The sequence below is a fragment of the Mesorhizobium sp. M0854 genome (assembly GCF_040319815.1).
Lineage (GTDB): Bacteria > Pseudomonadota > Alphaproteobacteria > Rhizobiales > Rhizobiaceae > Mesorhizobium.
The window spans coordinates 434,055-459,391 of the sequence record NZ_JAMYOL010000003.1; the positions used below are offsets into that span (position 1 = coordinate 434,055).

At 63.9% G+C, this 25,337-nt stretch carries 16 protein-coding genes; 6 read left to right on the forward strand and 10 right to left on the reverse strand.

The window, feature by feature from the left end; all coding sequences use genetic code 11:
- The 3 genes from NKH99_RS07890 (at window position 1) to NKH99_RS07900 (ending at window position 11,899) form a co-directional block, all read left to right on the forward strand.
- A complete protein-coding gene (locus NKH99_RS07890; RefSeq protein WP_353013465.1) occupies window positions 1-8,577 on the forward strand; it encodes a glycoside hydrolase family 94 protein in 8,577 nt (2,858 codons plus the stop codon).
- 364 nt (window positions 8,578-8,941) lie between these two features.
- Window positions 8,942-10,711 carry a glucan ABC transporter ATP-binding protein/ permease gene (locus NKH99_RS07895; RefSeq protein WP_352770155.1) on the forward strand — a complete coding sequence of 590 codons (1,770 nt, stop codon included), beginning with the start codon at window positions 8,942-8,944 and terminating at the stop codon, window positions 10,709-10,711.
- A 435-nt stretch (window positions 10,712-11,146) separates the two neighbouring features.
- On the forward strand, window positions 11,147-11,899 hold the full coding sequence (locus tag NKH99_RS07900; protein WP_352465476.1) for a heme ABC transporter permease: 753 nt from the start codon (window positions 11,147-11,149) through the stop codon (window positions 11,897-11,899).
- Between the two features lie 103 nt (window positions 11,900-12,002).
- Here NKH99_RS07900 and NKH99_RS07905 read toward each other — a convergent pair whose 3' ends face one another.
- A complete protein-coding gene (locus NKH99_RS07905) occupies window positions 12,003-13,061 on the reverse strand; it encodes a D-TA family PLP-dependent enzyme (protein WP_353013575.1) in 1,059 nt (352 codons plus the stop codon).
- A 246-nt stretch (window positions 13,062-13,307) separates the two neighbouring features.
- On the opposite strand from NKH99_RS07905, the gene NKH99_RS07910 reads away from it, so the two are divergent.
- Window positions 13,308-13,994 (forward strand): D-lyxose/D-mannose family sugar isomerase, encoded by a 687-nt coding sequence (locus NKH99_RS07910; RefSeq protein WP_023674428.1) that lies wholly within the window; start codon window positions 13,308-13,310, stop codon window positions 13,992-13,994.
- A 668-nt stretch (window positions 13,995-14,662) separates the two neighbouring features.
- On the opposite strand, the gene NKH99_RS07915 is transcribed toward NKH99_RS07910, so the two are convergent.
- The 6 genes from NKH99_RS07915 to NKH99_RS07940 form a co-directional block, all read right to left on the reverse strand.
- Window positions 14,663-15,451 carry an RDD family protein gene (locus NKH99_RS07915; protein WP_353013467.1) on the reverse strand — a complete coding sequence of 263 codons (789 nt, stop codon included), beginning with the start codon at window positions 15,449-15,451 and terminating at the stop codon, window positions 14,663-14,665.
- Window positions 15,452-15,515: 64 nt separating this feature from the next.
- On the reverse strand, window positions 15,516-16,547 hold the full coding sequence (locus tag NKH99_RS07920) for a stage II sporulation protein M (RefSeq protein ID WP_353013469.1): 1,032 nt from the start codon (window positions 16,545-16,547) through the stop codon (window positions 15,516-15,518).
- The gene (locus NKH99_RS07925) at window positions 16,544-17,851 is read right to left on the reverse strand and encodes a DUF58 domain-containing protein (protein ID WP_353013471.1); all 1,308 of its coding nucleotides are present in this window, start codon (window positions 17,849-17,851) and stop codon (window positions 16,544-16,546) included. Before NKH99_RS07925 ends, NKH99_RS07920 begins: the two co-directional genes overlap by 4 nt.
- The gene (locus tag NKH99_RS07930; protein WP_352449246.1) at window positions 17,848-18,804 is read right to left on the reverse strand and encodes an AAA family ATPase; all 957 of its coding nucleotides are present in this window, start codon (window positions 18,802-18,804) and stop codon (window positions 17,848-17,850) included. The genes NKH99_RS07925 and NKH99_RS07930 overlap by 4 nt, the downstream gene beginning before the upstream one ends.
- A complete protein-coding gene (locus NKH99_RS07935; RefSeq protein ID WP_353013473.1) occupies window positions 18,791-19,990 on the reverse strand; it encodes a DUF4350 domain-containing protein in 1,200 nt (399 codons plus the stop codon). Before NKH99_RS07935 ends, NKH99_RS07930 begins: the two co-directional genes overlap by 14 nt.
- Window positions 19,987-20,613: a DUF4129 domain-containing protein gene (locus NKH99_RS07940; protein WP_353013475.1), complete on the reverse strand. Its 627-nt coding sequence runs from the start codon at window positions 20,611-20,613 to the stop codon at window positions 19,987-19,989. Before NKH99_RS07940 ends, NKH99_RS07935 begins: the two co-directional genes overlap by 4 nt.
- Before the next feature lie 152 nt (window positions 20,614-20,765).
- On the opposite strand from NKH99_RS07940, the gene NKH99_RS07945 reads away from it, so the two are divergent.
- A complete protein-coding gene (locus NKH99_RS07945; RefSeq protein ID WP_352501475.1) occupies window positions 20,766-21,641 on the forward strand; it encodes a DUF7847 domain-containing protein in 876 nt (291 codons plus the stop codon).
- Window positions 21,642-21,701: 60 nt separating this feature from the next.
- Entirely contained in the window at window positions 21,702-22,466 is a 765-nt protein-coding gene (locus NKH99_RS07950; RefSeq protein ID WP_352770133.1) for a hypothetical protein, read from the forward strand.
- A 61-nt stretch (window positions 22,467-22,527) separates the two neighbouring features.
- Here NKH99_RS07950 and NKH99_RS07955 read toward each other — a convergent pair whose 3' ends face one another.
- The 3 genes from NKH99_RS07955 to NKH99_RS07965 are packed head-to-tail and all read right to left on the reverse strand — an operon-like array spanning window position 22,528 to window position 25,261.
- Window positions 22,528-23,304: an N-formylglutamate amidohydrolase gene (locus NKH99_RS07955; RefSeq protein ID WP_353013478.1), complete on the reverse strand. Its 777-nt coding sequence runs from the start codon at window positions 23,302-23,304 to the stop codon at window positions 22,528-22,530.
- The gene (locus NKH99_RS07960; protein WP_353013480.1) at window positions 23,304-24,617 is read right to left on the reverse strand and encodes a type I glutamate--ammonia ligase; all 1,314 of its coding nucleotides are present in this window, start codon (window positions 24,615-24,617) and stop codon (window positions 23,304-23,306) included. Before NKH99_RS07960 ends, NKH99_RS07955 begins: the two co-directional genes overlap by 1 nt.
- A complete protein-coding gene (locus tag NKH99_RS07965; RefSeq protein ID WP_353013482.1) occupies window positions 24,614-25,261 on the reverse strand; it encodes a cysteine hydrolase family protein in 648 nt (215 codons plus the stop codon). The genes NKH99_RS07960 and NKH99_RS07965 overlap by 4 nt, the downstream gene beginning before the upstream one ends.
- Window positions 25,262-25,337 lie beyond the last annotated feature (76 nt).

The window sequence follows — 25,337 nt, forward strand, 5'->3', positions numbered from 1 at the left end:
ATGAATATCCAGACCAATCTCGCACAGATCGAAAAGACGAGCGCCAGCTTCCCGGCTGTCACCGACGAGCCGATACGCTCCAATTTCCTGCCGGAAGATCGGCTGCGCGCTTTGGGCGCAGCCCTTGCCAATGGCGATGCCAAGGACTTGTTCGGTCTGACGCCTTTCGATTTTCAGGCGCGCATCCGCGACAGCGCCAGGAAAATTCTCGATGTCTACCGTTCCACGAACGCTGCCCAGGCGAGGGGCGAAACGATCACGCCCGCGGCGCAGTGGCTGCTGGATAACAACTACCTGGTCGAGGAGACCATTTTTCAGGTCAAGCGCGACCTGCCGCGCCGCTTCTACCGCCAGTTGCCGACGCTGAAACTGTCGGATGGATCCAGCGTGCCGCGCGCCCTGGCGGTCGCGTGGACCTATGTCGCGCATTCCGACAGTTCCGTCTCGTCGGCCATGTTCAAGGCGATCGTCGAAGGCTTCCAGTCCGTCGAGCCGCTGAAGATCGGCGAATTATGGGCGCTGCCGTCGCTGCTGCGCTTCGTCCTGATCGAGAACCTTCGCCGGATCGCGGTCCGCGTCAATCGCACGCGGGAACTGCGCCAGATCGCCAACGAGGTCGCCGACCGTGTGCTGGCGACGGACGACAGCGCCGACCGGCAGGCGATACTTTCCCACTACAGCGCCCATGCGCAGGACACCACCTTCGCCACCCAGTTGCTCTACCGGCTGCGTGACGGCTCGCAAAATGCCGGCAGGGCGCTGGAATGGCTGGAGGGCGAGCTGGAAAGGACCGGCTCCGACGCCGAGGAGATCATCCTCAGCGAGCACCACACGCTGTCCAGCGGCAACGTGACCACCGGCAACATCATCCGCGGCCTGCGCCTGATCAACGACATCGACTGGACGGTGTGGTTCGAGGGCGTCAGCCGCATCGACACCTTGCTGCGCGAACGCACCGATTTCGCCGCGCTCGATTTCTTTTCGCGCGACCAATACCGGACTGCGATCGAGGAACTGGCGCGCCGTTCCGATCTCTCCGAATTTCGCGTTGCCGAAAGGGCGATCGAGCTCGCCGGCCATGCTGCCGATGCACCGGGCTCCGAAAACGGTCCGATCGCTCACACCGACGTCGGCTTCTTTCTGGTCGGCCCGCGCCGGCAGGAGCTCGAGCGGTCGATCGGCTATCGGCCGACCATCGGCAAGAGGCTCAACCGGACCTTCCGCAAGACCGGATGGCTGGGCATCGTCGTGCCGGTGTTTGCGCTGACGGTCCTGCTTCTGGTCGTTTCCGGCAATGCGCTTGCCAATCTCGGGCTGTCGGTGCCGTCGATCGTCCTGATGCTGGCCCTGTTCGCGGTGCCGGCCAGCGAAGGCGCGCTCGCGTTCTTCAACACCGTCGTCTCGCTGTTTTTGAAGCCGACGCGTCTCATCGGCTATGATTTCAGGCACGGTGTGCCGCCCGAGGCGCGCACGCTGGTGGTGGTGCCGTCGCTGATCGGCTCGCGCGACGATGTCGAGGAGAACATCCGCAACATCGAGGTGCATCACCTCGCCAACACGGCGGGCGAAGTCTATTTCGCGCTGCTTTCCGACTGGCCGGACTCCAAGACCGAGATCGACACGGCGGACGTCGAAATCCTCGAATTCGCCCGCGCCGAAATCGCCAGGCTGAACGCCCGCTATCCCTCGGACTCGGAAGGGGCGCCGCGCTTTTATCTGCTGCATCGGCGCCGGCTCTACAACGCGTCGCAAGGCGTCTGGATGGGCTGGGAGCGCAAGCGCGGCAAGCTGCACGAATTGAACCTTCTGCTGCGCGGCGACAGCGACACCACCTTCCTGCCGTTGGAAGTGCCATTGCCGGAGAGCGTCGTCCACGTGATGACGTTGGACGCCGACACCCGCACCACCCGCGACGCCGTCGCTGCGCTGGCCGGCAAGCTTTGCCACCCGCTCAACCGTCCGCATTTCGATGTCGCACGGCGCGAGGTTACGGCAGGTTATTCCATCCTGCAGCCGCGCATCACCGCGTCGCTGACCAGTGGCGACGAGGCGTCGTTCTTTCAGCGTGTCTTTTCCGCCAATCGCGGGCTCGATCCGTACGTCTTTGCCGTGTCGGACCTCTACCAGGACATCTTCGGCGACGGTTCCTTCACCGGCAAGGGTCTTTACCATGTCGACGCCTTCGAGGCGGCGCTGAAGGGTCGCATCGAGGAAAACACCATCCTCAGCCATGATCTGCTCGAAGGCGCCCTGGCGCGCTCGGCCTTGGTCACCGACGTCGAACTGGTCGAGGACTATCCGACCCGCTATTCGGTCGACGCGTCGCGCCACCATCGCTGGGCACGCGGCGACTGGCAGCTTCTGGGCTTCATCCTCGGCCCGCGCTCAAACGTGCCGGCGCTGTCGCGCTGGAAGATGGTGGACAATCTGCGCCGCTCGGTGACGCCGATCTTCTGGGTGATGGCCGCGATCGCCGGCTGGACGCTGCTGCCCTTCACGCAGGCCGCGCAATGGCAGGCGCTGCTGATCCTTACGCTGTTCATGGCGCCCACTTTCGACATCGTCAACGCCATCCTGCCGAAGAGCGGCGATCAGACGCCGCGCGGCCATTTCTCGGCACTGGCACGCGACGTTGCCTTCGGCACCGCCCTGGTGGCGCTGAAGATCGTGCTGATGGCGCATCTTGCCTGGATGATGGGCGACGCGATCATCCGCACGCTCTACCGCCTGTTCGTCAGCCGCCAGAACCTGCTCGAATGGCGCACCGCCTCGCAGGCACACAAGGGCGGCGACAACGATCTCGGCTCCTACTATAGCATCATGTACGGCGCCGTGATCATCGGCGTCGTCGGCCTCGCCGTGCCGGTGCTGGCCGATTCCACCGGCGCTTTCGTCGCCTTCTTCTTTGCCTTGTTCTGGATCGGCTCGCCCGCCATCGCCTGCTGGATCAGCCGTTCGGCCGAAACCGAGGACCGCCTGCGCATATCGGCCGCCGACATTCACGCGCTGCGCACCGTGGCGCGGCGTACATGGCACTATTTCGAGACCTTCGTGACGGCCGAGCATCACCATCTGCCGCCGGACAATTTCCAGGAAAGCCCGGCCCCCGTTGTGGCGCCCCGCACCTCGCCGACCAATATCGGCGTCTACCTGCTGTCGGTGATTTCGGCACGCGATTTCGGCTGGATCAGCCTCTCCGACGCCGTCAACCGCATCGACGCGACCATGTCGACCATCGAGAGCATGCCGCGCGACCGCGGCCATCTCTTCAACTGGTATGACACGACGACCCTGAAGCCGCTCTACCCGCTGTACATTTCGGCGGTCGACAGCGGCAATCTCGCCGGCCATCTGGTGGCCGTGGCCGCTGCCTGCGCCGAATGGGCCGAAGCGCCGTCGGTGCATGTGCAGGGCGACTTCGAAGGCATCCTCGACACCGTCACCATCCTCGACGAAAGCCTTGAGGAACTGCCCGACGACCGGCGTCAATTGCGGCCCTTGCGCCAGCGGCTCGCCGACCGTCTCGACGGCATGCGGCGGGCCGTCGAATTGATCAAGGCGCAGCCGGAGATGGCGTCGATCCGTACCATCAACCTGGCCGTCCTGGCCGGCGAGATACGCAAGCTCGCGACAGCCATCCACACCGAGGCCGCGTCGACCCAGAGCGACACCATCGCCGATTGGGCGGCCAGGCTCGAAGCCACCTGCGAGGCGCATGTGCACGACGCGCACAGCGACGAAAACGCGGTCGCGGCGTTGCGGGCCAAGCTTCTGACCTTGCGCGAGCGCACGCGCCGCTTCGCCTTCGAGATGGATTTCTCGTTCCTGATGCGGCCCGAGCGCAAGCTCCTGTCGATCGGTTACCGGGTCGAGGAGCATCAGCTCGACGAAAGCTGCTACGACCTTTTGGCGTCCGAGGCGCGGCTGACCAGCCTGTTCGCCATCGCCAAGGGCGATTTGCCGACCGAGCACTGGTTCCGGCTCGGCCGGCCGATCGTCGAGATCGGCTTCCAGGGCGCACTGATGTCCTGGTCCGGCTCGATGTTCGAATATCTGATGCCGCCGCTGGTGATGAAGGAGCCGCAAGGCAGCATTCTCAACCAGACCAGCAAGCTCATCATCAAGCGCCAGATCCAGTATGGCCGTTCGAAGAACGTTCCCTGGGGGATTTCGGAAGCGGCCTACAACGCCCGCGACCGTGAACTGACCTACCAGTACACCAATTTCGGCGTGCCCGGGCTCGGCCTGAAGCGCGGCCTTGGCCAAAACACGGTGATCGCGCCTTACGCGACCGTGCTGGCAGCGCAGTTCACGCCGCATGAATCCGTGCAGAACCTGGCCAGGCTGAGGCGGCTGGGCGCACTGGGCCGGCACGGTTTTTACGATGCGGTGGATTTCACGCCGCAACGCGTCCCCGAGGGCACCGACCACGCCGTCGTGCTCAACTACATGGCCCACCACTCCGGCATGTCGATTGCCGCAGTTGCCGATGCGATCTTCGAAGGGCGCCTGCGCGACCGCTTCCACAGCGATCCGGTGATCGAGTCGGCCGAATTGCTGCTGCAGGAACGGGCGCCGCGCGACATCCCGACTGCGACCGTCAGGACCGAGGCCGACGAGCGCTCGAAGGACGAGACCGAGCTGGAAAGCCCGGATACCCGCATCGTGCTCGATCCGCTCAAGGCGCTGCGCTCGACCAGTGTCATGTCCAATGGCCGCTATTCGGTCATGGTGACCGCCACCGGCTCCGGCTACAGCCGCTGGGGCGAACTTGCCGTCACGCGCTGGCAGCCGGATCCGACCGAGGACCGCCTTGGTTCCTATGTTTTCCTGCGCGACGCCAGCAACGGCGACTGGTGGTCGGCCACCGCCGAGCCGAAGCGCGCCGCCGGCGAGCGTGCGCAGACGCTGTTCTCCGACGACAAGGCGAGCTTCGTCAAATCGATTGGATCGCTGCGTTCGGAAGTCGAGTGCATCGTCATCTCGGAAGGCAATGGTGAGGGCCGACGGGTGACGCTCCACAATGATGGCCCCGCCGACCGGCATATCGAAGTAACCTCGTTTGCCGAACTGGTGCTGGGCTCCGAGCCCTCGGATAATGCCCATCCGGCTTTTTCGAAGATGTTCGTGGAAACCGAAATCGCGCCGAACAACGGCGCGATCTTCGCCACCAGGCGCAAGCGCGAAAAGGACGAACCCGACGTCACCATGGTGCATTTCGTCACCGACCCGTCTGGATCGGCGCGAGACGCCGAGGCGGAAACCGACAGGCGCGCCTTCATCGGCCGCGGCCGCACCATCACCGAAGCGGCGGCCTTTGATCCCGGCGCCAAGCTTGGCGGCCATTCCGGCTTTACCCTGGATCCGATCGCATCGCTTCGCCGGCAGGTGCGCGTGCCGGCCAACAAGAAGATTTCGCTGACGTTCTGGACCGTCGTCGGTACCCATCGCGCCGAATTGGATGCCGCCATCGCACGGCTCGACCATCCCGAAAGCTTCGCCCGCCAGGCGATGCTCGCCTGGACGCGCTCGCAGGTGCAGACCCGGCACCTTGGCCTCAGCCTGTCCGACGCCGCCAATGTGCAGAAACTGGCGCGCTATCTGATCTATCCCGATCCGTTCCTGCGCCTTCCGGGCGAATCCATCGTCTCCGGGCTCGGCAGGCAGTCCAGCCTGTGGCCGACCAGCATATCCGGCGATTTTCCGATTTTCCTGGTCAGGATCGCCGATGTCGCCGATCTGGAGATCGTCGCCCAGGCGCTTCGCTTCCAGGAATACATGCGCGCCCGCGGCATGATGATCGACTTTGTCGTCGTCAACGAGCAGGCGTCATCCTACGTGCAGGACCTGCAGCGCGCGGTGGAGACGCTGTGCGAAAACAGCCGGTTGCGCGGCAAGGAGCTCGGACCCCGCCAGCACATCTTCGCGGTGCGCCGCGATCTGATGGAGGAAACGACCTACAGGACCTTGCTCGCCGTCGCTCGGGTGGTGCTGCATACGCGCAACGGCACCATCTTCGACCAGATCGAGCGCGCCGAGGCCGCGGCATTGCAGGCGCGGGACGCCGCCCTCCAGCCGGCAGACCTTGCAGCGCTTCGCGAGCCGTCCTTGCCTGTGCCGACGTCGCAAGCATCGGCCGCTCAGGCACTGATCGAGGGCCGCGTCGACGGCAGCGGGCTCGACCAATGGAACGGTTTCGGCGGCTTCGACGGCGGCGGACGCCACTACGTCGTGCGTCTTGCCGGCCGGCGCACGACGCCGCAGCCGTGGATCAACGTCATCTCCAACCCATCGTTCGGGTTCCATATTTCGGCTGAAGGCGCTGCCTTCACCTGGAGCCGCAACAGCCGCGACTATCAGTTGACGCCATGGTCGAACGATCCGGTCACCAACCGGCCGGGCGAGGGCATCTACATCTACGATCACGCCAGTGGCAGGGCGTTCTCGCCAATGGCTGCCGTGGTGCGTGATCCGACAATGACCTACGAAACCTGGCACGGGCAGGGTTTTTCGACGTTCCGCTCAAAACGCGGGCCGCTGTCGATGGACCTGACCCATGTCGTCGATCCCGTCGATCCGGTGAAGATATCGCGGCTGCGCATCCAGAATTCGGGTTCGGTGCCGATGCGGCTGCGCGTCTACGCCTATGCGGAATGGGTTCTTGGCGGCCATCGCTCGCGCACCGCTGCAAGCATCGTTCCGTCGAGGGATGCCGCAACCGGCGCATTGCTGGCGCAAAATCCCTATGGGCTCGATTTCGGCGAGCGGATCGCCTTTCTGGCCGCCGACGGTGCTGTGCATTCGGTCACCGCCGACCGCGGCGAGTTCATCGGCAGGCAAGGCACGAGCGAGTTTCCGCATGCCGTGCTGAGCGGCGCCGGCCTGTCCGGCCGGGTCGAGGCCGGCGACGATCCCTGCGCGGCCATCGCACGCGACATCGACATCGCTGCCGGCGGCGACGTCACGCTGCTCTGGCTGCTCGGCGACGCGGCCTCGCCCGAGGCGGCCAGCGCGCTGGTGCAGACCCATCGCTCCAGGGACTTCGATCAGCGGCTGGCCGACAACGAGCGCACATGGCGCGGCTTTCTCGACACCATCCAGGTCGAGACGCCGGACAAGGCACTCGACGCCATGGTCAATCACTGGCTGCCCTATCAGAGCCTGGCCTGCCGCATCCGTGCCCGCTCGGCGTTCTATCAGGCGAGCGGTGCCTTCGGCTTCCGCGATCAGCTGCAGGATACCTTGGCCTTGCTGGCGCATGACCCCAAGCTGGCGCGTGATCAGATCCTCAATGCGGCGCGGCGGCAATTCCCCGAAGGCGACGTGCAGCATTGGTGGCTGCCGCGCACCGAGGCCGGCGTCCGCACCATGATCTCGGACGACGTGGTCTGGCTGGCCCACGCCACGGCCCGCTACCTGCTGGTGACCGGCGACACCGCGATCCTGAAGGAGCAACTGCCCTTCATCGAAGGGCAGGCGCTGGGCGAAGGCGAGCACGATGCTTTCTTCATCCCGGAAATCTCGAAGAAGACAGCCTCGCTCTACGACCATTGCGCGCGGGCGCTCGATCTTGCCGTCAAGCGCAGCAGCCCAGCCGGGCTGCCGCTGATCCTCGGCGGCGACTGGAACGACGGCATGAACCGCGTCGGCGAGCACGGCAAGGGCGAGAGCGTGTGGCTGGGCTGGTTCCTGCTGAAGACGCTGGGCGACTTTGCCGCTGTCGCCAAGGCTGAGCGCGATGCCAAGCGCGTGCAGGCCTGGACGAAGCACGCCGAGGTGCTGAAACGGGCGCTGGAAAGCACCGCCTGGGATGGCGAGTGGTATCGGCGCGGCAGCTTCGACGACGGCACGCCGCTCGGCTCGCGCAAGTCGGACGAGTGCAAGATCGATTCGATCGCCCAGTCCTGGAGCGTGCTTTCGGGCGAGGGCGACCCTGCGCGGTCGACCACGGCAATGGCGCAGGCGATGAAAGCGCTCGTCGACGACGACCTCAACATCGTCAAACTGTTCACCCCGCCCTTCTCGAAGACGGAAAAGGACCCGGGCTACATCAAGAGCTATCCGCCGGGGGTCCGTGAAAACGGCGGCCAATACACGCACGCGGCGACATGGTTCGTCATTGCGCTGGCCGAGATGGGTCGCACCGACGATGCCTACCGCTGCCTTTCAATGCTCAATCCGGTCTACCATGCTCTCGATGAAGCCGCGGCGGAGCGCTACCGCGTGGAACCTTATGTCGTCGCGGCCGATGTTTATTCCGGGCAAGACAAGGGCGGCCGAGGCGGCTGGACCTGGTATACCGGGTCGGCGGGCTGGCTTTATCGCGCCGCGGTCGAGAGCATTCTCGGCATAGAGCGCCGCGGACAGCGCCTCCAGTTCACGCCGAGACTTCCTAGCCATTGGGACGGCTATTCGGCAACTCTGAAGATGCTGGGCGCCGAGATCAAAGTACGCGTCGTCCGCGACAAAAAGGCCCGGGCCATCTCACTTGAAGTGAATGGCACGAAGACCAAATCTTCGTCCTTCGAGCTAAAAGCCGGAGATAGTGCCGAGGTGGTCGTCAGAATACCGGCCTAGATTCAAGGGCTTGGAGCGTCGCTTAGCGTTTCCCAGGGCACGCACGGGCGCTCCAAGTGCCTCTACCGGTTATATTTGCGTTTGACCTTGCTGAATGCCTGCACACGACTTTAGACGTCGTGCCCAGGGTCTTGCTGATTAAAATTGTGGCAGTGCTTTCCAGCTGCCATGATTTTGCCGCAACGCTGACATTTCACCTTTTATCTCAAACTGTTAGACGATCACGGCAAATTTCGAAGCGTCGTCATCTTTTGTTCGCGGAATGGGAACGGAAGAGCTAGACGAGCATTGTTTTGCGACGCGTCAACCGATACGAGTCAAAAAATGACGCACTGCACCATAAATAATTGGCGGAGTAGCTGAAGTGTCACTTCTGCAAATCTACTGGCGAGCCCTTGGTTATCTCGCTGCCGACAGGAAACGCGTTGCGTTTATCTGCGGGGCGAATGTCGCGCTTGCCATTATCGCCATTCTCGAGCCGATCATGTTCGGCCGGGTGATCGATGCCATTTCGGACCGCGGCTCGGTATTCGCGACGCTCGCAATGTGGGCCGGTCTCGGCGCGTTCAACATCATCGCCTTCGTGCTGGTGGCGCGCGGCGCCGACCGCTTTGCCCACCAGCGGCGCAGCGAGGTTCTTTGCCAGTCGTTCGAGCGCGTGATCACCATGCCGCTTGCCTGGCATCATCAGCGCGGCACCTCCAATTCCCTGCACACGCTCCTGCGCGCGGTCGAGACCTTGTTCAGCCTCTGGCTGGAATTCATGCGGCAGCATCTGTCGACGGCGGTTGCGTTGGTCCTGCTGGTGCCCACCGCGCTCAGCATGGATATCCGCATGTCGATGGTGCTGCTGGCGCTTGGCGCGCTCTACGTGGGCATCGGACGGCTGGTGATGCGGCGCACCAAGGAAGGCCAGGCGGCCGTGGAGCGGCACTACCACAAGGTATTTGCGCATGTGACCGACTCGGTCAGCAACGTCGCCGTCCTGCAGAGCTACAACCGCATCGGCCATGAGACCGAGGCGCTGAAGTGCTACGTCAAGAACCTGCTCGACGCACAGAATCCGGTGCTCGACTGGTGGGCGATGGCCAACGCGCTGCACCGCCTGTCGTCGACGATTTCGATGATGGTGGTGCTCTTGATCGGCGCCTATCTGGTGACGCACGGCCAGTTGCGCATCGGCGACGTCATCGCCTTTACCGGCTTTGCCACGCTGCTGATTGCCCGGCTCGACCAGATGTCGGCCTTCGCCAACCAGATTTCCGAGGCGCGCGCCAAGCTCGAGGAATTCTATCATCTCGAGGACTCTGCATCCGACGCCGCCGAGCCCGATGGGCTGCGCGATCTCGTCAACGTCACAGGTCATGTGCGTTTCGAGAATGTCTGCTTCGAGTTCGGCAATTCCGGGCAGGGCGTCGACGACGCGTCGTTCGAGGTCCAGGCCGGCCAGACCGTCGCCATCGTCGGCCCGACGGGCGCCGGCAAGACGACGCTCATCAACCTTCTGCAGCGCGTCTTCACCCCGTCCAGCGGCCGTATCCTGATCGACGGCATCGACACCCGCACGGTGACCCGCAAGTCGCTGCGCCATTCGATCGCCACCGTCTTCCAGGATGCCGGCCTGCTCAACCGCTCGATCGAGGACAACATCCGCGTCGGCCGTGCGGAGGCGACCTATGACGAGGTCCATGCCGCTGCCAACGCCGCCGCCGCGCAGGATTTCATCCTGTCAAAGTGCGAGGGCTACGACACGGTCGTCGGCGAACGCGGCGGACAGCTGTCCGGTGGCGAGCGCCAGCGCATCGCGATCGCCCGCGCCGTGCTGAAGGACGCGCCCATCCTGGTTCTCGACGAGGCGACCAGCGCGCTCGACGTCGAGACGGAAGACCGCGTCAAGGACGCCATCGACGAATTGCGGCGCGGCCGCACCACCTTCATCATCGCCCACCGCCTGACCACCGTTCGCGACGCCGATCTGGTCGTGTTCATGGACAAGGGCCGGGTGGTCGAGATGGGCGGGTTCACCGAACTGTCGCTGCGCAATGGTCGCTTCGCCAGCCTGCTGCGCGCCGGCGGCCTGCTCAACGACGAGGAGGTCCGCCGCCTCAGCCGTCCGGTGAACGAAGCCGCTTGAGCAGCGCGGCTTGCCTTCTCCCCTATGGGAACCACAAGGAGGGCAGCGCCATCGCAGGTGGAGAGCCGAGGCTTTCGCTCTACGATGTACCCCCACCCCTAGCCCCTCCCCACAAGGGGGAGGGAGACTTCCGTTGGCGCTGACCTCGGCAAATTTGCCTGCCTTTCGGCGCCAAAAGGGGAAGTAAGGGCATGCGGCAGCGTTCCCTCCCCCTTGGGGAGGGTTAGGGTGGGGGTCCATCTTCGTAAGAATCCAAATGCGATTGTGTCCGCCGCTCCGGGGGCTGCGCGGCGGACACGCCAACGTCAACGCAATGCCACGCCATTTTGCAGAACTTGACGCACACAACTTGCCCCGCCGTTCACGGGGAGAACGGGAGACGCCGTACCGCCGCTGCGGTTGCCGCAACTCCGCCGGCGGTCTATGTAAGGCGGCATGAGCGACACGACTTCACGCCTCTCCGGCTGGATGGACCTTGCCAACCCGACGCGGTTCGTCGGGCTGGCCGACAAGGTCGTGCCGTGGCTGGCGAGCGTTGCCGCCATCATCCTCGCTGTCGGCCTCTACATGAGCTTCACGGCGCCCGAGGACTTCCAGCAAGGCATCACCGTTCGCATCATGTATATCCACGTGCCTTTCGCCTGGCTCGCCATGATGTGCTACACGCTGATGGCGGTCTCGGCACTGGGCACGCTGGTCTGGCGCCATCCGCTGGCCGACGTGGCGCTGAAATCGGCGGCACCCATCGGCGCCGTCTTCACCGCCCTTGCACTGATCACCGGTTCGATCTGGGGCAAGCCGATGTGGGGCACCTGGTGGGTGTGGGACGCGCGGCTGACCTCGGTGTTCATCCTGTTCCTGATGTATCTCGGCATCATCGCGCTGACCCGCGCGCTCGACGATGCCGGGCGCGCCGCCTGGGCCGCCGCCATCATCACCCTGGTCGGCTTCATCAACATTCCGATCATCAAATTTTCGGTCGACTGGTGGAACACGCTGCATCAGCCGGCGTCGGTGTTCCGTCTCGGCGGGCCGACCATCGATCCAAGCCTGTTGTGGCCATTGCTGGTGATGGCGCTCGGCTTCACCGTGCTTTTCTTCGCGTTGCACCTGATGGCAATGCGTACCGAGATCCGCCGCCGCCGCGTCATTTCGATGCGCCGCGTCGCGGCGAGGCAAGCTAGCTGATCTTCGTCGAGTTCCTTCGCGCCCTCCTCTGGCCTGCCGGGGCGCTGTCCCTCCAGCGTTCAAAGACTGTTGCCTAAAGCCTCCGCACGCGCTCCGGCCTGGTTCACCCCATACGCCCGCGCGCCTTGACCGGCAGCGTCTCGATCACCTTCTCGCCTTCGATCAGATGCACCTCGTCGAAAAGGTTGGTGACGACGCAGCAATGGTCGGGCACGACGCGCACGCGCTCGCCGATGCGAAGCTCGGCGCCGCCTGACAGCGTGACATTGCCGTGCTCTTCGCTGAGGCTGGTCACCCTTGCGCCTGAAATGCCCAGCAACTCGCCGAAATCAGCGAGCCCCAGTGTGTCGCTGGAGAGCGCCTTGCTGCCGGCGTCGAGGATGGCGCGTGTCGGCGTTGGGTGGCTGACCACCGTCGACAGCACCGTCAGTGCGCAATCGTCGAGGCTGCCGACGCCTTTGGCGACCTGGTAGCGGTCGAGATAGATGTAGGTGCCGGGCCGGTATTCGGTAACGACGCTGTGCTCGCCGGAACGCCACATATCGGGTGTGCCGCCGCTGGAGATGCGCTCGCAAGCAAGGCCGGCTGCGGCAAGTGCTTGCCGCGCTTCGGCGAGCCACGCCTCGGTCTCGGCGGCGCGGCCGGCCCCCGGGTAGGTCATCAAGCCGCCGAAGACGAGCCCCCGAACCTTGTCGATCTCGCTCGCCAGCGCGACTGCCTCGCCGGCCGACTGCACACCGCAGCGGCCCATGCCGGTGTCGCATTCGACCAGCACCGGCAGGCGGTGGCCGGGATCGGCAAAGGTGGCGGCAAGCCCCATCAGCGTGTCCATGCTGTCCGTTGTCACCGACAGGGTTACGCGGCCGTGCAGCGCCTTGAGGCGCTCCAGCTTGGCCCGCCCGACGATATTGTAGGGCAGAAAGATGTCGGTCAGTCCGGCATCGGCCATGACCTCGGCCTCGCCGATCTTCTGGCAGGTGATGCCGACGGCGCCCGCCGCGATCTGCTTCTTTGCCCAGTAGGGCAGCTTGTGGGTCTTGACGTGCGGCCTGAGCTTCAGCCCGTGCCGGTCGGCATGGGCCTGCGCCCGCGCGATATTGGCTTCGGCGCGGTCGGCATCGATCAGGATCGCCGGCGTATCGAGGTCGTCTATGCTGCGCATGGTCTCACCATCGGAAAATTGGTTGACCTTATGGCCCTGATCGGACCGCATGTCATGGGGCCAGCGACAGCAGTTTGCATCGACACCGGATGGACGTTCGGCTATTGCGGTTTGAGCAATTCCAGGAAAAGTGTGAAACGGTTTTCCGTCCGGAATTGCGTCCAAAAAAAGATCGAGCGGTTCGGCGTTTCCGTGAAACGATGAACCGTTCTAGCGCTCGCAAAGCGACGGGAAGGAACCACGATCATGAAACGCTCCGCCATCAACGACATCATCCGCGACGCCGACGCCTTCATCCGCTCGTTCGGCTACATCATGCCGCCCTTCGCCTACTGGTCGCCGGAAGAGATGAAGGCGCGCCGGCAGGATTCGTCGGCAATCTTCTCGTCGCGGCTTGGCTGGGACATCACCGACTACGGCCAGGAGAAATTCGACGAGCTCGGCCTGTTCCTGTTCACCGTTCGCAACGGCCGCTACGAGGACATGAAGAAGGGCATGGGCATGCTTTATGCCGAAAAAATCATGATCTCGCGCAAGGATCAGCTGTCGCCGATGCACCGCCACAACATCAAGGCCGAGGACATCATCAACCGTGGCGGCGGCAAACTGGTGCTGGAGCTGTTCATGCATGATCGCGATGGCGGCATCGATCCGAAGGCCGAAGTATCGGTGCCTGTCGACGGAACCATCCACAGACTACCTGCGGGTGGGCTCCTGAAGCTCGACCCAGGCCAGAGCGTCACCTTGCTGCCGGGCGTCTGGCACGCCTTCTGGGCCGAGGGCAAGGACGTGCTGATCGGCGAGGTTTCGACCGTCAACGACGATCTCACCGACAACGTCTTCCGCGAACCAATCGGCCGCTTCGCGGACATCGACGAGGACACAGCACCGCTGCACCTGCTGGTGTCCGATTATGAGAAGTGGGTGGGGTAAGAAGCGACGGGCGGTCTGGCCGGTTGGCAAAGTTTGCGCTATCTTTGGTCAGTGGACCCTCCGCCTAATCAACGTGGGAACGTCGCCTGGTCGAAAAAACATTGAGGACTCGCCTGTTACGGCGAGTGCAGTTCTCAATTCGTCGGACAAAACTATATGATTTAACTGCTGCTCATCTCTAGCCAGATGAATAGTGCCTAAGCAGTGCTCAAAGTGTACGTAAAAATTACAAGAAATTATATGTAAGACGTTACCTCCTTCCACCGCGCTGGCAACATCAGATCGTTCTGGATCTATGCAGCGAACCCGGCTGAGTGGCAGAACCCAAGAAAATTTGTTAGTCGTTCCGTCGCGGGCCACTAAGGTTATTGGATAAAATTGAACAAACTCTTGGGGCACGAATTTCAAAATTATTTCCTGCCACGTATCATCAACAGCCGGAGGGTTGCCAGTTGGTGGGCAGTGAAGGCTTTCAAAATTGATTAAATTGGATCTGGCACGAAGCACCGGCCGACCACGAGATTCCTCGATTGGTACGGAGGTCATCGCATCAACGGGGGTTACTGGAGAACCGTAGTCAAAAGTCGCCGGCTGAAACGACGTATCCAATCGATCGTACCAAACCCAAGCCATCGTAGTTCTCCAATAGAAGGGCTGCGAAAGCGAACCTACCGCTGATGCTTATCGGCCCTGCGGTTGCCCAGCAGCAGCTTGCGCTCGAGATGCGCCCGCAATTCCCCGTAATACGCCGTCAGGAACGCGCGCGCGTCATGGGCTTGGGGTGCCGCGCCGATCTTGCGTCCGATCGTCTCGGCAACCGTCCGCAGGGCGAAATAGTCGTCGCGGCGCAGCACCTCCTCCAGCTTGTGGAGTTCGGCAATTCCGTAGGCGTCGAGCTGGGCGTGGCTGAACCGGAACGCGCCAGCGCCGGCATCCTGCCGGGCCGACAGATCTTCCAGCAAGGCGCGCTTCGGTGCCTCGACCACCCAGGTCCCCGCCAACAGGTCGCCGATCCGCATGCGGTCGCGATTGAACAGCGGGAACAAGGCAAACAGCAGCGTCCACACCAGTCCGAACACCGCCGTCAACGTGTCGGCGAGGTCGGTCCCGCTGCGTCCAACGATGATCGACAGCGGCAGGAACACCTCGATCTCGCGCATCAGGTTGCGGGCGATGACCTGGTCGATCGACAGGCCGTCTCCGCTGCGCGACGCGACCCGGATGCCGACGATCCGCTTGCCGGGCGTAGCCGCGCGCCGGCCCGCTTCGAAAACGATGAAGTAGGCGTTGCGCAGAAAGAAGATCAGGATGATCCAGACGACGAAGAGCGGCTGAAATCCCTCGCTGCCAAGGCCTCCCACCCCGAATAGCGCGACGATCGTGATCACGATTGCCGCCACGGCGATGAACACGATGTCGAGCAGGAAGGCGGAGGCCCGCGTGCCGGCGTCGGCCAACTTTATCCGGAGATCGACGCCTTCGGGCGTGATCAGCGGCCGTACAGCCGCGAAGGCGGCGCGTTTAACGATCGCCATGCCGCACCGCCCGGAACAGGTAGAAATAAGCGATCCACAGCACCAGCATGCCCCCGCCAATGCCGTAGCGCGTGACGTCGCTGGTGATGGTCTGCCTGCCAATGCCCTCGAGCAGCCCGGCAAACAGCAGCATGACCGAGACCCCGACCATGGCGTTCGCGGCGATGCGTCCGGCGCGAGCCGCTGCCGCCATGCGTGTCAATTCGCCGGGAAAGGCGATGCTGGTGCCGATGCGCATGCCCGCCGCGCCGGCCAAAGAGATCGCGAACAATTCGGTGGTGCCGTGGATGGCCAGCCAGCCGCCGAGCTCCATGCCAAGCCCCTTGGACCAATAGACTTGGAACAACGCCCCGATCATGCAGCCGTTGTACAGCATCAGCAGCACCGTCGGCACCGCGAAGGCGAAGCCAAGGGCGAAGGCCAGGATTGCGACCTGGACGTTGTGCGTGAACAGATAGGCGGCAAAGCCTGAGAGAAAGCCATTGTCGCCATCATAAAGCATGCCTCGCAGCAGCTCGGCCGAGGTGTCGGGGCCGCGGCCTCCTGCCAGGCCGGGCGGGATGATCGCGTCGAACCAGCTCTTGTCGGATGCCACCAGCCAGGCGCCTGCACCAATGCCGATCACCATCAGCGCGACCGACGCCAATGTCTCGCGCCACAGGTCGCGAATGGCTTCGGGCCAGTCATGCAGGAAGAAATCGGCGAGGCGCTGCCGCAGCCCGCGGCGCGCGCCGTAGAGATAGAAATAACCGCGCAGCGACAGCGCTTCTAGATAGCCGACCAGCGCATTATCGAGCGATGTCGCGCGCGCCACCGACAGGGAAGACAGCGCCGATCGATAGAGCAGCGGCAGCGACAGCAGCTCCTCTTCGGAAAGCGTCCGCGGCGCACGCTTCTCGACACGCGCCAGCAGCGCCTCGAATGCCTTCCAGTCGGCCTCGCGCTCGCGGCGGAAGCTGGCCAGCGACTGGCGTACCGCGTCGCCGCGCACCGCATTGCCGCGTACCGGCGCCGTCACAGCAAATCCTCCTGCTTGAACTGCAGATAGCGCTCGACCAGCGCCGGGCCGAGCCGGTTGTGGTCGGCTTCGATCACATGCGCCCCGAGCAGGCGCAGCCGGCCGATGACGACCTGCCTTTCGCGCAAGAGCCCTCCGGCAACGACCGCGCGGGCAACATCCTCGCCGGAGCGTGGCGGCAGGTCGGCCAGGCTCTCCAGTTCGGTGTCCTTCATCATCATGAACAGCACGAGATGCCGTTCGGTGAGCCGGCCCACGGTGCGCAGCATCAATTCCGCACTGATCGGATCGACGAAATCGGTGAAGATGATGACCAGCGAGCGGCGGTCGAGCCGCGCCGCCAGCGTCGTCAATGCCAGCGTGAAATTGGTCTCCTCGCTGGAGTAGTCGATCTCGGCGGCCCGTTTCTGGATCATCGCAAAGCTGGCGGGGCCGCGCACCGCGCCGCTCGAAACGCGCGGCCTTGCATCGAAGCCGAACAGGCTGACCATGTCACCGCCCTTCAGCGCGATGAATGCCGACAGCAGGGCGGCCGTCACCGCCCGGTCCACCTTCGGCACCCCGTCGACCGGTTCGCACATCAGGCGTCCGCTGTCGATGGCCAGCACGATGTTGTTGTTCTCCTCGATGCGGAACTCGCGCGCCAAAAGCTTGCCGTGGCGGGCGCTGCGCTTCCAGTCGATCATCCGCCGGCCCATGCCCGGCTGGTAGTCCTTGAGCGCGTCGAACTCGCGGCCTTGACCGGCGCGGCGCTGCGCATGGCCTTCGGCAAGCGCCGCATGTTGCAGCAGCGTGATCGCCTCGCCGCGGGCGCTGCTGACGTCGGGCAGCACCGCAACCTTGCTTTCCACCGGCAGCACGACCTGGTTCCAGACCAGCCCGAACGGCCCGCGCCAGCGCACCCAGAGACGGTCGAAGCTGGCGACGCCGCGCCGCAGCGCCTGGAAGCGGAGGTTGAGCGAGCCGCCTCCGGCGGTTGGCAGCAAGGCGCCGCCGCTGCCGTCCACCGGCGCCAGACGCGCATCGTGGCCGACGCGGGCCTCCGCGGCGCGCGGCCCCGAGTGACGGGCGGCGACGTGCACGCTGAACTCGCCGCCGACACCGACCTGGTGCGGCGCATCGATGCTGGCATTCAGCGATGCCCGTCCGCGTCCGGCTGCTGCATCCACCGCCAGGAAGGCAAGCAGCAGACAGCTCCACAGCAATCCCAGATACCAGAACGACGGCAATGCCAACGCGACCAGGAAGGCCGGCACCGCGCCGGCCGCAGCTGCCCATACCGCTCGGCCGCTGGGATAGATCAACGTGGTGCTTCCGTCTGGTCGACCAGGTCGGAGACGATCTGCTCGACCAGCCGGCCATCGATCTGTGCGGCAGGCGAAAGGATGACCCGATGACGCAGCGCCGGAACCGCCAGCGCCTTGACGTCGTCGGGGATCACATAGGCGCGTCCGTCCAGCGCCGCCCGGGCACGCGCCGCCCGCGCCAGCATGGCGCCGGCGCGCGGACTGGCCCCGACCTCCAGATCGGCATTTTCCCGCGTAGCCCGAACCAGCGCCGCTATGTAGCCGACGACATCGTCGACAAGGGTGACGGAGCCGACGACTTCAAGGGCCTCCTGCAGCGTTTCGCGGTCCGTCTGCGCCTCGATGCCATATTGCGCGATGTCGTGCGAGGCGGAGCCGCCGCCGTGATGGACGATGATGGCTCGTTCTTCCTCGGGGCCGGGATAGCTGACGCGGTGCTTGAACAGGAAGCGGTCGAGCTGCGCCTCCGGCAGCGGATAGACGCCCTGGTGCTCGATCGGATTCTGGGTCGCGACGACCATGAAATTGCGGCCGAGCGAATGCGTGGTGCCGTCGAAAGTGACCGCATGCTCCTGCATCGCCTCGAGCAGTGCGGCCTGCGTCTTGGGCGGCGTGCGGTTGATTTCGTCGGCAAGCAGGAGATCGCAGAAGATCGGGCCGCGCGTCAGCGTGAACTGCCCGGTCTGGAAGTTGTAGATGTTCGACCCGACGATATCGCCGGGCATCAGGTCCGGCGTGAACTGGATCCGCCCGTAGGCGATCCCAAGCGCCTGGGCGAAGCAGCGCGCCGTCATTGTCTTGGCCGTGCCCGGAGGACCTTCCAGCAGGATATGCCCGCCCGCAAACAAGGCGGTCAGCATCAGGTCGACCGTATCGTGCTGCCCGGTGATCGCCTTGGCCACTTCTTCCCTGATCCGTGTCGCCAGGGCCTTCACATCATCGACGTTCACCGAGCCTCCTTGCCGTCCAGTCATGCAGCCGTTCTGCTGCCTGTTGCATCTGCGTCAGATTCTTCGCCTCGCCGGCCGCTTGCGAGCGCGTCGTGAAGCCGCCGGCTTGCTCCTTATCGCGAGAGTCGAGCCAGTGGTCGAGCGCTTTGCCTTGCAACCCTTGCGGTGCGCCGAGCAGCGCGCCGGCGCGTACCCGCATCAAGGCCGCATAGCGGCCTCCCAGTTCGTCCAGCCGGCCGGCACGCCGCATGAGCATCGCCGTCGTATCGACCAGCGCACGCTTGCCGAAGGAAATCGCGCGCTGGTCGATACGCGGCGGGCCGAACCGGCCAAGGCCATGCAGGAACGCCAGCGCCGCAGCGATCAGGATCGTCAGTGTCAGCGCCAGGAACGGCGGCTCGACCAGAAGCTTGGCGAGGTCATATTTCCGCGCCCCGCCGTGCAGTGTCAGATCGAACATGACCAGACCCTTGCCAGGCCGCAGCCATTGGATCAGGTCGCGCGCCGCGGCCGCCTTGTCGGCATCTCCAAGCGCGGAATTGTTGATTAGGTCGGGGTCGGTCAGGATGAAAAAGGGTTTGTCTTGGAATTCGATGAGGACAGCCTTGCCGCTGCCTGCCGCAATGATCGGGTGATCGTCGGCAACCCATTGCATGTCTTGCGGCGCGGCGACGAGATGGCCCCGGATCTCGAGTTGCTCGACGGTGCTCCTGCCGACACCGAGCTTGGCCTTGGCGATCCGGCCGAGCCAATCGTTGACTACGGTGTCGGGCAAACGCTCGATTTTCATCTTCCATCCCTCATGCTGCTGGAGGGGCAAGGTCTGCCATTTGGGCAGCACGAAGAGAGTCTCGCGGTCATCGCGAAGCTCAAGAATGTGGTCGAGCGCCTCCGGATCGCTGTCGGGCGAGATGGTGACGATCAGCAGTATATCTCTGGCAAGGTCGTCTTCGGTCCGCGCCATCAAGGGCGCTTCGCCGGTGAGCCGCAGCCATTCCGCCAGGCCGGCGTAGCCGACGCCGCTTTTCGACAGCGGCGTGGCGCCGCCATTGCCGGGCTGCCGGAAATCGGGAGCATAGGTGGACAGCAGGAAGAAACCGGCCGCCGCAAGCAGGCTGGCGAAAATCCCCCAAAACAGCGTTTTTCGATTGAACGGCTCCTGTGCCTCGACCGCCGGTGCGCTCACGTCCAGGCATCCCGGAAGGCGAAACGTTCATAGGCGCCGCGCGCCAGCCGCCAGCCTTCCGCGCCGACCGGCCGGCGCGCGAACAGCGCCGCCTCGACAATGCGGGCGATCTCGGTAAACGCATGGCGCGCCCTTCCCGGCAGGGAAGGGGCATTGGCGATGTCGCGCGCGGTGAGCGACGGGCGCAGGAAGTCCGGCAGCCGGCCGGCAATATCGGCGACGCTGCGCCGAAGCAAAAGGTGAACCGCCTCGTCATAGTCGCCGCGTGCAGCCAGCGCATCCGCTTGCGACAACAGGATCTGCGCGGCGCCGGCGTCGGGGCGCCAGGCTTCTTCGTCTTCGACTTCGGGTCGGGCGCGCTGCCACGGCAGCCGCCAGGCGATGCCTTTCACCTCAAGGAAGACCAGAAGCAGGATGATTGCGACGCCCGATATCACCGCCCCCCAGAACAGATAGATCATGTAGGGACCGAGCGACGACAAAAAATCCTGTAGCGGTTTCAGCCATTCGGGCGGCTTCGGCGGCACATAGGCCGGCAGGTCGAACTGGATCGACTCATCGGCGATCAGCTGCTTGTGCAGATTGGTCAGCCGTTCGGCTTCCGCTGTGCCTGGCTGTGCCACCGCCACCCTCTCCCCTGCAACCTGTGGTTCCCCAGCCGACACTGGCAATGCGGCAAGACAATTGCAAGTGGACTAGACGTCGACCTCCAATGTTGGCACATTTAATGCGGGGATCACCAGCCGATATGCGGTGATTAAGCGGGGGACGCATCATGGTTTCAACGACATTGGAACGGTCGGACAAGTTTCGCATCGGCAGGGTTTTCAGCAACAGTTTTGCGGTTATCGGCCGCAATCCGGGTCTGTTGGTCGGACTAGCGGCTCTTTTTTCCGCCCTTCCGGCACTGGTGCTTAACCTTTGGAATTACAGCAATTTTGCCAACATCAATATTGCTAGTCCCGAAACTCTGGCTGTTGCCGATCCCTCGGCGATTCTACGCAACTCGTTAATATCGGTGGCTTTTGGCTTGATATATCTTGTGCTGGCTTTGTTGTTTCAATCATCACTGGTGAGGGCGACGATAGAAGACTTGAACGGCAAGCGCCCGGCAATCGGTGACTGCATCCAAATAGCTTTACGCTGCATATTCCCGACGCTTGGGATCGGGCTGGTGGTCTTTTTCGTCATGGTCCTCGGGGTTGTTGCGATTGCCGTCGCAGGGCTGATTATCCCGATCTTCGGGACGATCATCGCGTTCGTGATGCTGCTTGTTCCCGGCATCATGTGGTTGCTTGGTATATCGGTTTCCGTACCCGTGCTGATCCAGGAGCGCCTTGGCGTGTTTGGCTCGATGTCGCGGAGCCGCGCCCTGACGAAGGGCAGCCGCTGGTCACTATTCGGCCTTTTGCTGATTCTGTTCTTGGTGGCGATTGCCTTCCAAATGGCATTCGCTTTGGTGTTTGGATTGGCTTTCGCCCTTACCGGCAGCCTCTCGACCGTTGGCCTGATTGTGGGCGCGATTGGAAGCGCCGTTGTGTCAACGGTCGTGTCGACGGTAATATCGGTTGCCATCGCCGTTAGCTATGTCGAGCTGAGACAAATCAAGGAAGGCACCAGCGTCGAAGACTTGGCGGAAATCTTCTCGTAGCGGCAAGGGATTTGCTGCCTTCATCGCGTCAGGATCGGTCTGGACTGGATAGGTAATATCGTGGCGTCAATAACGCTGGAACAGCCCGACAAATTTCGCATCGGCAGGGTTTTCAACGACAGCTTTGCCGTCATCGGACGCAATCCCGTTCTTTGCCTAGGGCTTGCCTTGATTTTCTCCGCCCTGCCGAGATTCGTATTTGCGCTCTGGTTCAGGAATACCGTTACGAATGTCGAGCATGGCGGCCCGGAATTCTCGGTTCAACGGGTCGCGCTCACGGTGGTTGGCGCGATCGGCTATATTGTCCTCATGTCCTTGCTGGAGGTGGCTTTGACGCGCGCTGCCATCGAGGATTTGAGCGGCAAGCGGCCGTCGATGCGTGATTGCATCGGGACGGCCGTGGCACTCCTGCTGCCGGCAATCGGCATTTCGCTGATTGTCAACATTGGCTTCACAGTCGGCCTCGTGCTGCTCGTCGTTCCGGGATTTTTGTTGTTGGTTCTCTGGGTTGTAGCGATACCGGTTCTGATTCAGGAAAAACTGGGGGTATTCGCGAGTTTGGGCCGCAGCCGCGATCTTTCCAAGGGCAGCCGTTGGTCTCTGCTCAGTCTCTGGTTCCCCCTGTTCGTAGCTTTGGTCGCAACAAATTTCACGTTGGGCCGCGTCCTATCCCACTTAGGCATTCCGCTCGTGTTCTTCCTGGACGCTCTGGCGCGCGCGGTCGAGCAAGTCGTGTTTTCCGTTGCCATCGCCGTCAGCTATGTCGAGCTGCGCCAGGTCAAGGAAGGCACGAGCGTCGAAGACTTGGCGGAAATCTTCTCCTGAGGACGGGTGGAGGCTTTTCACCGGGTGCCATCTCGTGTTGCGCTCGAGCAGCCGAGCTTGTTCATAAAGCCTTTGTCTGCGCCGGTAACGCTGTGGCCAGCCGCTTCGCCCATCCCTCGATGCCGGAGCGGCCGGCCAGCAGGTCCTGCCTGATCTCGATGAGGACCGCGGGAATGCCGCGATCGTCGCCATGGACCGGTATGGCGTAGTCGCCGTCGCGGCTGATCGCATAAGGCTCGTTTGCCGCGGCGTTGAGCGCACCGTCGGCGCGCAGGCCGGCAAGCACTGCCTGGCCGAAATCGACTGCCCGGTCGTAAAGCACGCCGGCGTGCCAGGGCCGCGCAATGCCGAGAAAGACCGGCGTGAAGGAGTGGATCGTCGCGATCCGCGTCGGTCTGCCCTGCTTCGCCCGGTCGTCGAGATGGGCGGCCACGCGGTCATGAAACGGCGCGAACATGATTTCGGCACGCCGGCTTCGTTCCTCCGGATCGAGGCCGACATTGCCGGGGATGTCCGTGTCCTCCGATTGCACCGGAATGCTGCCGCCGGAACCAAGCGGCCGGTTGAGATCGATCAAAAGCCGCGAATAGGAGCTGAGGAAAGCCGGAGCATCGAGCAGCTTCGACAGGGCGCGGGTCACTTCGGCGGCGCCGATGTCCCAGGCGATATGGCGCTGCAAATGGCTGCTGTCGAGACCGAGCCGCGCATACTCGGCCGGGATGTGATTGGACGCGTGCTCGCATATCAGAACGATATCGGAACGCCCCGTTTCGTTGATTGCGTCGACCGCGGGTGGCCAACCTTCCGGTAGGATGGCGCTGGCAAGCGGCTCAGCCATCAATACAGCGTCCGGTAGAGATCGCAGACCGCCACCGGGTCGAGACCGGCGAGGCGCTCGGTCTCATGCCGCTTGAGGCCGACAAAAGTCTCGACGAACACCGGCGCGAACCATCCGGTGACGGTCTTGTCGGCGACGAGCGCGTCGAGTGCCGCCGGCAGCGTTTCCGGCAGCTGCACGAGGCCAAGCTTCTTGCGCTCGGCAACGCTCATCTGTGTCGGGTCGCCCGAGACAAGCGGCGGCGCCGGCAGCTTGGCCTTCAGCCCCTCCAGCCCGGCGCGCACGATCGCCGCCAGCGACAAATAGGGATTGCCGGTGGCGTCGGCTGCCCGGTATTCGATGTTGTACTGCCGCGCAGGATCGCGCCCGCCGATCGTCACCGTCGGGCAGATGCGCAGGCTCGCCTCGCGGTCGCGATCGGCAAGCCAGGTATAGGACGAACTCCAGCTATGCGGCTTCAGCCGGTAGTAGGACGACACACTCGCCGCCGTCATGGCGGTGATCGCGGGCAGGTGGCGCAGCACACCGGCACAGAACGAAGCGGCCTGGCTGGAAAGGCCGCCCGGCTGGGCCGGGTCGTAGGTCGCCGGTTTGCCGGCGTCTTCGACGAAACTGAAATGGATGTGGACGCCGTTGCCGACGGCATCGGGAGCGGTTTTGGGCGCGAAGCTCGCCCGCCAGCCGGCACATCGCGCGACTTCGCGCGTGATCTCGCGGATGGCGACGGCGCGATCGGCCGCGGCAAGCGCATCGGCCGGCTCGCACGTCACCTCGAACTGGTCGGTGCCGAACTCGGCGATCACCACTTCGGGCGCGACGCCGGCCTCCGCCAGCGCCGCCATAAGATTGGCGGCAAACGGGTCGGCGCGGCGCAGTGCGGCCAACGACATCGAATGAGCCGGCCCGAAGTCGCCCTCGATATGGAATTCATGCTCGAAGGCGGCGATGACGGAAAGCCCGGCCGCTGTCTTCAACTCCGCCAGCGCATCGCTCAGCATGGTCCGCGTACAGCCGACCCACGGGCTGCCGTCGAGTTCGACGATGTTGCCGGCGACCATGTCGAAAGGCGTCGCCGATCCGGTCAGCGCCGTGCGAAACCGCGCGTTGAGATCGGGAACGAGCCGCACATCGCCTGACGAGCCCCACGGATTGGGATCGACGATCGAGTTGAACGGCGTCAGCGACAGGTTGGCCTGCAGCCAGCCGACGCCGGTCGCGGCGATCTTCTGCAGCTTGCTTTCGACGACCGAGCGGCCGCGCGTGATCGCCGACAGATCGGTGGTGACGACGGCAACCAGCGGTTCGACGGTCATGCAGCTTTTCCCAAGGCTTCGAAACGGGCAGTAACGATAGCGGTATCCGCGATCCAGCAATAGCCGCCGAAAGCCTCGAGCGCGCCGTCATGGCGCTCCTGCGAGGCGGCGGCGCAGGCGTCGGATACGCAGGTGACGAGGTAGCCGCGATCGGCGGCATCGCGCACCGCCATGTCGACGCACTGGTCGGTCATGATGCCGGCGACGATCAGATAACGCACGCCGAGGTTTTTCAAGACATAGTCGATGTTGGTCGAGTTGAAGACGCCCGACGAGGTCTTCGGCAGCATGATCTCGTCGCCGACCGGCGCCAGCGACGGCACCGGCAGGCCTTCCGGCCGGCTCGGCGCGATATGGATCGGCGTCAGCTTGTGGTCGAGCGAGCAGTCGCGGCCGTCTTCGGTCAGGCTCTGGATGATCGTGTGGATCACCTCGACGCCGTTGGCCCGCGCCGCCGCCAGCAGGCGCTCCTGGTTGGGGATCGTTTGCGACGCCGTCTGCCGGTAGAAATAGTGATCGGGACCGCGCTCCGGATGCGCCGGATCAGCACCCGGCTCCAGCCAGACCCGTTGCATGTCGACCAGCAGCAGCGCGGTTTCGCCAGCCCGGAACGGCTCGTTTCGTTTCGGCAGTGATGGCGTCATGCTTGGGGGTCCTGTGTTGCTGACTACAATCCGGCTGATCTAGCTGATTTTGGTCCACGCGTCCTGCGTCGCGGAC